The sequence below is a fragment of the Micromonospora sp. NBC_00421 genome (assembly GCF_036017915.1).
Taxonomy (GTDB): Bacteria; Actinomycetota; Actinomycetes; order Mycobacteriales; family Micromonosporaceae; genus Micromonospora.
The window spans coordinates 1,606,259-1,618,567 of the sequence record NZ_CP107929.1; the positions used below are offsets into that span (position 1 = coordinate 1,606,259).

The 12,309-nt window shown below is 71.8% G+C and carries 3 protein-coding genes; all 3 read left to right on the plus strand.

The genetic code is table 11. The features are described from left to right. The first annotated feature begins 211 nt into the window (after window positions 1-211). The 3 genes from OHQ87_RS06970 (at window position 212) to OHQ87_RS06980 (ending at window position 12,299) form a co-directional block, all read left to right on the plus strand. Window positions 212-1,447 (plus strand): NAD(P)/FAD-dependent oxidoreductase, encoded by a 1,236-nt coding sequence (locus OHQ87_RS06970; RefSeq protein WP_328346042.1) that lies wholly within the window; start codon window positions 212-214, stop codon window positions 1,445-1,447. A gap of 101 nt (window positions 1,448-1,548) precedes the next feature. Continuing rightward, window positions 1,549-2,709, plus strand: a complete 1,161-nt coding sequence (locus OHQ87_RS06975; RefSeq protein WP_328346044.1) for an aromatic ring-hydroxylating oxygenase subunit alpha — start codon at window positions 1,549-1,551, stop codon at window positions 2,707-2,709. Next, window positions 2,706-12,299, plus strand: coding sequence for a polyketide synthase (locus OHQ87_RS06980; protein WP_328346046.1), 9,594 nt, complete (start codon window positions 2,706-2,708; stop codon window positions 12,297-12,299). Before OHQ87_RS06975 ends, OHQ87_RS06980 begins: the two co-directional genes overlap by 4 nt. The last annotated feature ends 10 nt before the right edge of the window (window positions 12,300-12,309 follow it).

Consider the following 12,309-nt stretch of genomic DNA (forward strand, 5'->3'; position numbering starts at 1 on the left):
ATGGATGTGATCCACGTCACACTAGCCGCCCTGAATTCCGCTTCGGCAAGGGTCCGTACGCAGGCACTCCGTCTTGTTAGCGTTCTCATTCCCCGGACGTCGTTGAATCTGTGCATTGACCGTGAGGAACGTGGAAAAGTACTCTCGTGGCAATCCCACATCCGTATTGGACGGTTGCTTTCCAGGGCTGACGACTGATCGGAGCAGGCCCATGTTCGATGTAATCGTTGTCGGTGCACGCTGCGCGGGTTCGCCCGTGGCAATGCTGTTGGCCCGACGTGGCCACCGGGTCCTGATGGTCGACCGCTCCTCATTTCCGAGCGACGCGGTGTCGACCCACTACATCCACCAGGCCGGGCTGTCCCGCCTCCAGGCGTGGGGACTGCTCGACGAGGTGATCGACGCGAAGACGCCGGCCATCCGGAAGATGAACTACGCCAACCACGGCATCCCGTTGACCGGGTTCGCCGATCCGATCGACGGGATCGACGCGGTCTACTGCCCGCGTCGGGTCGTGCTCGACGAGATCCTGGTCAACGCCGCCCGCCGGGCCGGCGTCGAGGTCCTCGAGCAGTTCACCGTCTCCGACCTGGTCTTCTCCGACGGTCGGGTGGTGGGCATCCGGGGCCGCGAGGGCGACGGGCCGGAGCAGGAGTACCGGTCCACGGTGGTGGTCGGCGCCGACGGCTTCCACTCCACGGTCGCTCGGAAGGTCGGCGCGGAGCTGTACAACGTGCGGCCCGCCGCCGGCTTCACCTACTACTCCTACTACAGCGGGCTGGACTGGGGCCTGCACCACAAGACCGGCTTCCACGAGCAGTGGTTCGGCACCTGGCCGACCAACGGCGACGTCAACATGGTCGCCGTCATCTGCACCCGCCGGCAGCTCAAGGAGTTCCGCCAGGACCCCGAGGCGCGTTTCCTGGCCGTCTTCGACGACGTCGAACCGGAGATGGGCGCGCAGCTGCGCGAGCAGGGCCGGCGCGAGGAGCCGTTGCGGCCGATGCGCTACCCGGACAACTACTACCGCCGCTCGCACGGCCCCGGCTGGGCGCTGGTGGGCGACGCCGGCTACCACAAGGACCCCATCACCGGGTGGGGCATGACCGACGCCTTCCTGCACGGCGAACTGCTCGCCGACCGCATCCACGAGGCGCTCTCCGGCGAGCGGACCATGGACGACGCCCTCGCCGACTACGTCAAGGTGCGCGACGAGGAGAGCGCGCCGGTCTACGACTACACCACGGCGATGGCCGAGCTGACCCTCGACCCGTACCTGGAGGCGGTGCTCGGCGCGATCAGCACCAGCCAGGAGTGGACCACCAAGATGCTCGGCATGATCGCCGGCGGGGTCGAGGGGCACGAGCTGTTCGCCCCCGACAACCTGGACCGGATCTACGACGACGCCGGCGTACCCCCGCACAAGCGGATCTACGAACCGTCCTGATCGGCGTGAGGCCGCGCGGGACAGGCGCGGCACGACGGTGGAGGGCGCCCCGGTCCTCCGCCGTTCGTACGTGGCACTTGATCCCCCGAGGAGGCAGGCAGATGACGCGCGCGTCCAGCATGTTCGATCTCATCGGCCAACAGGACGACCAACGGTCCTACTACGACACCGGCGGCCGTGGCCGGTCCCACGCGTTCTACACCGGTGAGGAACAGCACCAGCGGGAGCTGGAACGGATCTACCGCCGCCGCTGGCTGCCGGTGGACCACGTCTCCCGGTTCACCGAGAAGGGCTCCTACGCGACCCTGACCATCGGCACCGGCTCGATCCTGATCATCAACGGCGACAACGGCATCCAGGCGTACCACAACTACTGCCGCCACCGGGGGTACCGGCTGGTGGAGGAGGCCACCGGCAAGCGGCAGAGCATCGTCTGCATCTACCACTGCTGGGTCTACGACCGCAACGGCAAGCTCAAGAGCTTCAACGGCACGTACTTCGACCACTTCTTCGACAAGGAGAAGAACGGCCTGCTGCCGATCCGTACCGAGATCCGGTTCGGGGTCGTCTTCGTCACCTTCTCCGACGACGCCCCCGACCTCGACGCCTCCCTCGGCGAGTTCGGCGAGTTCGCCCGGGTCTACGAGCTGGCCGACCTGAAGTGCGTGCAGGCGAAGGACTACCCGGTCGCCTCCAACTGGAAGCTGGTGGCGCACAACGTCAACGAGAGCCTGCACTTCCCGACGGCACACAAGGACCTGCACCGGATCACCGACTTCGACGACGCGGGCACCTACGAGCTCAAGGGCGACATCGTCGGCGCGTGGCAGGTCATCCGGGACAAGTACAACTCGGTGTCGATGACCGGACGCAGCGACCGGACACCCATGCCGCTGGTCCCGGACGCCGACCTCAAGAAGATCAACTGGATCACCATCCTGCCGAACCTGCTCTTCGGCTTCACCGCCGACTACGTGATGATGCAGTGGGTCTGGCCGGAGAGCCCGAGCACCTGCTACGTGCGGCACTTCTGGCTGTTCCACCCCTCCGAGACGGCCCGCAGCGACTTCTCGCACGAGGCCGTCTTCGCGCTCTGGGACAAGGCCAACTACGAGGACTGGGAGATGTGCGAGCGGACCCACCGCGGCCTGTCCAACCCGCTCTGGTCGCCCGGGCAGCTCTCCCTGGACGAGGAGGTCGTCTCCCAGATCGACGCCTGGGTGGCGCGCGAGACGGCCGACCCCGTCGACACCGAGGGATGACGGCCGTGGTCAACTGCTTCCTCATCGGCGGCACCCGGGTCCTGGCCCGCTGCGCCGACCAGCTCGTCGAGGCCGGGATCCGCGTCGAGGGCGTCTTCACCGACGACCCGGTCGCCGCCGCCTGGGCGGACGCGCACGACGTCCCGGTGCTGGACCCGCACGCCGACCTCGCCGCCGCGCTCACCGCCACCGAGGTCGACTACCTGTTCAGTATCGTCAACTTCCGGATCCTGCCCGGCCCGGTGCTGGCGCTGCCGAAGGTGGCCGCGGTCAACTTCCACGACGGTCCGCTGCCCCGCTACTCCGGCAGCAACGTCGCCGCCTGGGCGCTCTACGAGGGGGCGACCCGGCACGCCGCGACCTGGCACCTGATGACCGAGGCGGTGGACGCCGGCCCCGTGTTGCTGGAACGGTGGTTCCCGGTCCGGACGCATTCCACCGCGCTCTCCCTGACCTACGAGACCGCCGAGGTGGGCATCGCGCTCTTCGCCGACCTCGTCGGGCACCTGCTGCGGCGCGGACTGCCCGAACCGGTCGACACCGGCGACCGGGAGCGTCGCTTCTACCACCAGCGCGACCGGATCGCCGGCGGTGGCCTCATCCACGCCGGCACCTCCGCCACCGAGGCCGAACGCATCGCCAAGGCCCTCGACTACGGCACGTTCCCCAACCCGCTCGGGGTGCCGGCGCTGATCACCGCCCAGGGTGCGGTGTTCACCAGCCAGGTCCGGCGCATCCCCCGCGAGGACCCGCCGTCGGTGACCGTCGCGACGGCCGTGACCGACTCCGCGCTGACCCTGTCCACCCCCGACGGCGACCTGCTGCTGAGCGACTTCACGGCGACCGACGGCAGTGCGCTCAGCGGCCGGGCAGTGGCCCAGCGGCTGGGCATCACCCCGGGCCGGCCGCTGCCGGCCGCGCCACCCGGGCGGTTGGCGGCGATCACCGACGCGCAGGGTCCGCTGCGCCGGCACGAGTCCTGGTGGAGGGCCCGCCTGACCGACCTGCGGCCGGCGCCGCTGCCCGCCGAGGACTTCACCGCCGCGTCCGCCCACTACGGCCGGTACGAGCTGGCCTACCTGCCCCGGTCCCGGGCCGAGACGGTCACCGTCATCCGCGCCTTCCTCGCCGTGCTCGCCGAACGGATGGAGGCGCCGAGCTTCGACTTCGCCTGGTCGACCTCCTCCGCGCCGGCCCTGGCCGAGGCGACCTGCGGGCTCGCCGTCGCCCGCGTCCCGGTGCGCTTCGACGCCGGCGCCGCCGACGAACTGTCCGCCCGGCTCGACGAGGCCACCGCCCGGCACGGTTACGCCACCGACCTGGAGGTACGCCTCGGTCTGGCACACCGCCCGGTCGGTGCCGACGGGCCGACCTTCACCCGGATCGCCGTCCTCCAGCGGCACCCCGACGACGAGGCGGCCACCGAGCCGGACACCGAGATCGCCCTGATCTGCCTGCACGACGGCCCGCCCACGGTGTTCGTCCGGGAAACCGCGATGTCCGCCGACGAGGCGCTGGAGTTCGCCGAGCGGGTCGAGGACATCGCCCTCGGGGCCATGCTCCTCGGCACCGCCGCGCCCATGCCCACGCCGGCTGCCGCGTCGACGCCCGCCGCTGCCGACGAGGCTGCGATCGCCTCGGCCGAGCCCGCCCCCGCGGACAGGGTCGATTCGGCACCGGCCGGTGCGACGCCGCCCGACGGGTCCGGGGCCACCCGACACGACGGGTCCGACGCCGTGGGCCCGACCGACGTCGCGTCGTACCCGGACCGTGCGGCCGAGCCGGCAGCCTCCGTACCCACAGTGCTGGATCTGGTCGCGGCCACCATGGCCGCCCGTCCGGACGCCGTCGCGGTCCGCAGCGGTGCCCGCCGGATCGACTACGCCACCCTGGACTCCTGGGCCGACGCCATCGCCGCCCACCTGTACGACCAGGGGATCGGTGCCGGGTCCGTCGTCGGCCTGCTCACCGAGCGCGGCCCCGACCTGGTCCCGGCGATGCTCGGCATCCTGCGGGTCGGGGCGGCGTTCCTGCCGCTCGACCCGAACTATCCGGTGGAACGACTGCGCCGCTACGTGCAGGTCGCCGAGTGCGATCTGATCCTCGCCGACGAACACAGCCTCGCGTTCGGCGCGTCGGTCGGTCCGGTGCTGCCGATCCCCGGCCCGGACGGGTCAGCGCTGGCCGCGCCGCCGACGGTCACCGGCGCCGACCTCGCGTACGTGCTGTTCACCAGCGGGTCGACCGGCGAACCGAAGGGGGTGGAGATCGGGCACGCCGCCCTGGCGAACTTCCTGACCGGCATCGGCGAACGGCTCGGCTCGTCCGAGACCGACATCGTCCTCGCGCACACCACCGTCGCGTTCGACATCTCCCTGCTGGAACTGCTGCTGCCGCTGACCGTCGGCGCGACCGTGACCCTGGCGTCCCGGGCGGTGGCCCGCGACCCGCACCGGCTGGCCGACCTCATCGGCGAGGTCACCGTCGCCCAGGCCACCCCGAGCATGTGGCGGCTGCTGCTGGAGACCGGCTGGACGCCGAGGCCGCAGCTCACCGTCCTGTCCGGCGGCGAGGCCCTGGTGCCGGCGACCGCCCAGCAACTGCACGGCACCGCCCGTGCCCTGTGGAACCTCTACGGCCCCACCGAGGCGACGATCTGGGCGTCCGCCCACCGGGTCGAGTCGGTCGGCGCGTTCCTGCCCCTGGGCGAACCGCTGCCCAACCTCACCCTGCACGTGCTCGACGCCGACCTGAACCCCGCCGACACCGGCGAGCTGTACCTGTCCGGCGTCGGCCTGGCCCGGGGCTACGTCAACCGCCCGGACCGCACCGCCGAGGTGTTCCTCACCCATCCGGCCAGCGGCCAGCGGCTCTACCGCACCGGGGACACCGTACGGCGGCACGCCGACGGCGCGATCGAGTGGTTGGGTCGGGCCGACTCGCAGGTCAAGGTCCGGGGCAACCGGATCGAACCAGCCGAGATCGAACGCGTCCTGGCGGAGTGCCCCGGCGTCACCGCCGCCGCCGTCGTCGCCGTCGCCTTCGAGGGCCGGGGCGAACCGCGGCTGACCGCGTACCTCGTCGGCGAGCGCACCCTGGTCAAGGCGGAGCTGGACACCTTCGTCGGCCGGCGGCTGCCCGAGTACATGGTGCCGGACGCCTATGTACGGCTCGACGCGATGCCGTTGACCGACAACGGCAAGATCGCCCGTGGCCGGCTGCCGCTGCCGGACCGGCACACCATCATCCGCACCGGCGTCCCCTCCGTCGCACCCACCGCGACCCCGACGGCCACCGGCTCCACCCCGGAACCGACCGTCCCGCCGGAGCCCGCCGTCGTCCCGCAGTCGACCGTCGCGCCGGAGCACCGCATCGCGCGGGTCTTCGCCGCCGTGCTCGGTCACGACGAGTTCCTGGTCACCGACAACTTCTTCGACCTCGGTGGGGACTCGGCAAACGTCACCCGCGCGGCGCTGGCGCTCACCGAGGAGTTCGGCGTCCCGGTGAGCCCACCGGCGATCTTCGCCACCGGCACCCCCGAACGGCTCGCCGGACTGCTCGAACCCGCGCCCAGCGCGTCCGGGCGCTCCCGGACCGGCACCACCGGGGCGACCCCCGAGCAGGCCGTCGTCGCTGCCGCCGAGGCGGTCGTCGCGGCCACCACCGACGCGGCTGCCGACCGTACCGTCGACGCCGCGTCGGACCCGGCGCACCCCGTCCCGGCCGGTGCGACCGGCGGACCGCAGGCCGCGACCGGCGACCCGGCCGAACCCGACACCGTACGGCCGGAGCCGCCCCGCCACCGCGCACCGGCGACCCGGTCCGGGACCCCGGCACCCGACACCGTCGGGGAGCCGCTCGCCGTCATCGGCCTGGCCTGCCGGTTCCCCGGTGCCGCCACCCCCGACGAGTTCTGGGCCAACCTCGCCGACGGGGTTTCCAGCGTCGGAGACGCGCCGACCGGACACCGTGGCTGGGGTCACCTCTGGTCCACCGCCGACGAGGTCCCGACCGGCTGGGTCGACCGGGTCGAGCACTTCGACGCCGCCCGGTTCCAGCTCACCGACCGGGAGGCCCGACGGCTGGACCCGTTGCAGCGGCTGCTGCTGAGCGTCACCGACGAGGCCCTGGAGAGCTGCGGCCACACCGCCGCCTCCCTCGGCACCGCCACCGGCGTCTTCATCGGCACCATCGCCAGCGACTTCCCCGAACTGGTGGCGGGCAGCATCGGGGCCGGCGACCCGCACGTGGCCACCGGCACGGCGGTGTCGATGGTGGCCAACCGGCTCTCCCACGCCTTCAACTGGTCGGGGCCGAGCTTCGCCGTCGACACGGCCTGCTCGTCCTCACTGGTCGCCCTGCACCAGGCGGCCATGCACCTGCGCGCCGGGGAGGTGGACGCGGCCGTCGTCGGCGCGGCCAACCTGGTGCTGACCCCCACCAAGACCCGCTCCTTCCTGCGCAACGGCATGCTCTCCCCGACCGGGGTGTGCCGCACCTTCGACGACGACGCCGACGGGTACGTCCGGGGCGAGGGCTGTGGGGTCATCGTCCTGAAGCGGCTCGCCGACGCCGAACGCGACGGCGACCCGATCCTCGCGGTGGTCCGCGGGTCCGCGGTGAACCACACCGGTGCCGCCGGCTTCCTGACCGCGCCGAGCAGCACCGCCCAGCAGGCGGTGATCCGCAGCGCCCTGCGGCGGGCCGGCGTCGAGGCGGACGGGATCGGCTACATCGAGGCGCACGGCACCGGCACCCAGCTCGGGGACCTGATCGAGCTGGAGGCGTTGCAGGCCGCCCTGGGCCCGGCGCGGCGGGGCACGGTGGCGGTCGGCTCGGTGAAGACGAACATCGGCCACCTCGAACCGGCGGCCGGGATCGCCGGCCTGATCAAGACGATCCTCGCGCTCCAGGCGGACCGGATTCCGCCCTCGGCCCACCTCACCTTCCCGAACCGGGCGTTCCGCTTCGAGAACTCGCCGCTGTTCGTCCCGGACCGGCTCGTCCCGTGGGTCGGGCCCCGGGTCGCCGGGGTCAGCAGCTTCGGCTTCGGCGGGGTGAACGCGCACGCCGTCCTCGCGGCGGCCCCGTCGCCGACCCGGGCGCCCGCCCGGACCGGTCCCGGCCTGCTCACCCTCTCGGCCGGCTCGGAGGAGGGGCTGCGTATCCTCGCCGGTCGGCTCGTGCACCTGCTCCGGGCGCCGTACTGCCCGCCGCTGGCGTGGATCTGCGTGGCCAGCCGGCAGCGGCCGGCGGCGACGTACCGGCTCGCCTGCGTGGTGGACACCGTCGAACAGCTCGACGACAAGCTGATGCTCTTCCTCGCCCGCGCCGAGGGCACCCGGAACCTGTACACCGGGGTCGTCCCCATCTCGTCGGGGTTGACCCTGCCCCCGCTGGGTGACGCGCCCGGACGCGACGCCCTCGACTCGGCGGCCCGCCGCTTCGTGGCCGGCGACGGTCTGGTGGCCGGGGAACGCGCCCCGGTGCGCTTTCCCACCGCCCCGCACGAGGAGAAGCACCTGTGGCTGGCACCCGCGTCGTCGGCGGGGCAGCTCCCGGCGGCCGGCACGCCCGGCGACCGGTCGTGGCGCGAGCACCCGGAGGCCCTGGAACACGTGGTGCTGGGCGACCCGACGCTGCCCGGCGCCGGCTACCCCGGCAAGGTCGCCGAGCTGCTCGGACGGGACGCCTTCACCCTGCGGGACCTCACCTTCCGGGCCACCGTACGGCCGCCGACGACGCTCACCGCCGAACGGCACGGCACCCGGGTCACCTTCCGTGACGACACCGCCGCCGTGGTCTGCGACCTGGAGGTGACCGACCCCGAACCGGCCGATCCGACGCTCACCCCACCCGCCGACCCCGTCGGGCTCACCCCGGTCGACCTCGACGGCATGTACCGCGACTTCGACCGCAACGGCCTGCGGTACGGCCCGAGCTTCCGCTGCGTACGCCAACTGTCGATAGCGGACGGTGCGGCGACCGGCACCCTGCGGGTCGAGGCCGGACCCGACGCCGGTCCGGTGGACGCCCGGCTGCTCGACGGTGCCTTCCAGGTGGCCCTCGCCGCCTGCGGGGCGCAGGGCCTCTACGTGCCGTTCACCGTCTCCCGGCTGACCGTGCGGGGCCGGCTCACCGGCGAGGTCCGCGTGCACGCCCGCCGGGACCGGGGCAGCGCGCCCGACGCCGGGCTGCTCACCGCCAGCCTGGTGGTGCTCGACGGCGACCGGCCGGTGCTCACCGCCCAGGGCGTCACCTGGCGTCGGATCTCCCCGGCACCGCCGTCCACCCCGTCCACCCCGGCGGGCGCGCACGACCGGGCCCGGTTCGACGGCACCACCCCGCCCGGCGGCCCCGCGCACCGTGACGCCCCGCCCGGGTCCGTCCCGGTCCACGGTGCCGAGGGCAACGGTCGGGTCCCGGCCGCGACCGGACCCGCCGCCGCAGCCCCCGTCCCGGCCAACGGGGTCGCCGCCTCCTTCCCGGTCATCGGGGCCGCCGGTGCCGGCGACCTCGGTCGGGCGCTGGCCCGGTGGATCGCCGAGGGCCTGGAGACCGACGTCGAGACCCTCGAACTGGACCGCCCGTTGGAGGCGCAGGGGCTCGACTCGATGCTGGCCGTCTCGCTGGCCCAGGACATCCGTAGCCGGCTCGGCGTGGACATCCCGGTCACCATGCTGCTCGAGGTGGGGACGGTGGAGAACCTCGCCCGGGAACTGCGCGACACGTACGGCGTCACCGCCGTGCCCGGTGCCGTACCGGCAACCGGCGCGGTGCCACCCGCACCGGACGGCGGCTCTCCGGCTGACACGCCGGTCGTACCGGCCCCGGCCCCGGCTGTGGTGACGCCGGTCGCCGAGGCGACCTCGGCGGCTCCGGACCGGCACGACATCGCCATCGTGGGCATCGACGGCGTCTTCCCCACCGCCGGCAACCTCGACGAGCTGTGGGAGGTGCTCACCAGGGGCGAGGACTGCCTCCGCGAGGTCCCGAAGTCCCGCTGGGACATCGACGACTACTACTCCGACGCGGCCGAACCCGGCACCGTCTACCTGCGCCGGGCGGGCTTCGTCGACGATCTGACCGACTTCGACGCGCCGTTCTTCCGGATCTCACCGGCCGAGGCCCAGTGGATCGACCCGCAGCAGCGCCACCTCATCCAGTCCGCCTGGCGCGCGCTGGAGGACGCCGGCCTGTCGGGCCGTACGGCCGGCCGGTCGACAGGCGTGTTCGTCGGCGCCAGCTACCAGCACTACCGGGACATGGTCGTCGGCGACGTGGTGCAGACCGCTGCCGGGCTGGGCAACCACAACGCGATCCTGGCGAACCGGGTGAGTTACTTCCTGGATCTGTCGGGGCCGAGCATGACGATCGACACGTTGTGTTCGTCGTCGTTGGTGGCGTTGCACACCGCCGTGCGCAGCATCCGCAATGGCGAGTGCGACCAGGCCATCGTTGCCGGAGTCCACCTGGCCATGTCTCCGCAGTACTTCCAGCTCGGCTCCCGCCTGCGTTCGTTCTCTCCGTCGGGTGCGTCGCGGGCGTTCGATGCGGGGGCGGATGGGTTCGTGCCGGGTGAGGGTGTGGTGACGGTGGTGGTGAAGCGGTTGGTGGATGCGGTGCGGGATGGGGATCGGGTGCGGGGGGTGATTCGGGGTTCTGCGGTGAATCACGGTGGTCGGACGAGTGGGTTGACGGTGCCGAGCAGTGCGGCGCAGCGGGAGGTGATCGTGGCGGCGTTGCGGGATGCGGGTGTGGGTCCGGAGGGGATCGGGATGGTGGAGGCGCATGGGACGGGGACGTCGTTGGGTGATCCGATCGAGGTGGAGGGTTTGACGCGGGCGTGGCGGGGGTTTACGTCGCGGACGCAGTTCTGTGCGATTGGTTCGTTGAAGTCGAATATTGGTCATTTGGAGCCGGCGGCGGGTTTGGCGGGGTTGGTGAAGGTGTTGTTGTCGTTGGAGCACGGGGTGGTGCCGGCGACGTTGCATGTGGTGCGGCCGAATGACCATATTCGGTTTGAGGACACTCCGTTTTTTGTGGCGGATCGGCCGGTGTCGTGGCCTCGGGTCGAGGGTGTGCCGCGTCGGGCGGCGGTGTCGGCGTTCGGGATGGGTGGGGTGAACGCGCACGTGATCGTGGAGGAGGCACCGGCCCTGGCGGTTCGGGAGCCTCTGCCACAGGGGTCGTTTGTGGTGAAGGTGTCCGCGGCCAGTGAGGACGGGGTGCGTCGGCTCGCGGACGGGTATGCGCGGGTGTTGTCGGGTGTGGGTTCTGCTGACCTGGGTGATGTGGGGTTCACGGCGAATGTGGGTCGTGCGTCGCATCGGTTCCGGGTGGCGGTGCAGGGTGTTGACGGGTCTGGGTTGGCCAATGCTCTGAGCGCGGTGGTGGGTGGGGATCGGCCGGTGGGTCGGTTGTCGAATCAGCCGCCGTTGTCGGTGTTCCTGTTCTCGGGTCAGGGTTCGCAGTATGCGGGGATGGGTGCGGGGTTGTACGCGACTGAGCCGGTGTTTCGTGAGGCGTTTGATGAGTGCGCTGAGCTGGTGGGGTCGTGTTCGGATGTGCTGTTGCGGGAGGTGGTGTTGGGGGGTCGGGGTGGTGAGTTGGTGCAGACGCGGTTCGCGCAGGTGGGGATCGTGTCGGTGCAGGTGGGGTTGGTGCGGTTGTTGGAGTCGTGGGGTGTGCGGCCGGGGTTGGTGGTGGGTCACAGTGTGGGTGAGTTGACGGCGGGTTGGGCGGCGGGGGTTTTCGGGTTGGGGGAGTTGTTGCGGTTGGCGGTGGTGCGGGGTGGGTTGATGCAGGCGCAGCCCTCGGATGGGGCGATGGCGGTGGTGTTCGCCGACGCCGGATCGGTGGAGGCGGTGTTGTCGTCGTTTCCGGGGGTGGAGATCGCGGCGTTCAACGCCCCGCGCAGTGTGACGATCTCCGGCCCGGCCGAGATGGTGGAGGCGTTCGGGTCGGGGTCGGGGTTGCGGACGCAGCGGTTGACGGTGAGTCATGCGTTCCATTCGGCGGCGATGGCGGGTGCGGTGGACCCGTTCGCCCAGGCGTTCGGGCAGGCGGTGGTGTCACCGCCACGGGTCGGGTTCGCCTCCACAGTGACGGGTGGTTGGCATGACGCCGGGTCAGTGGCGGATGGCCGGTTGTGGGGGTCGGGGATTCGCCAACCGGTGCGTTTCTCCCAGGCGATCGAGGCGGTGGGTGCGGCTGGTGGTCGGGTGTTCTGGGAGATCGGCGCGCATCCCGTGTTGACCGGTCTGGCGCGGTCGACGCTTACCGACACCGGTCTGACCTGGTTGTCGACGCTGCGACGGGACCACGACGATCAGGCGCAGCTCCACACGGCGGTCACGTCGTTCTACAACCAGGGTCACGGTGAGATCGACTGGGCCGGGGTGCACCACGGGAAGGGACACCGGACCACCACCATCCCCACCTACCCCTTCGAGCGCCGGGAGTTGAGCGCACCCCGGTTCCCCGGTTCCGCCGCCGCGCGGCGTCGACCGGAGCCGGAGGTCTCGGTACCCGCAGCAGGTGACGAGGCAGTCGGCCACCCGTTGTTCGACCGTCACTACGAGCACTGAGCGAGGGAAC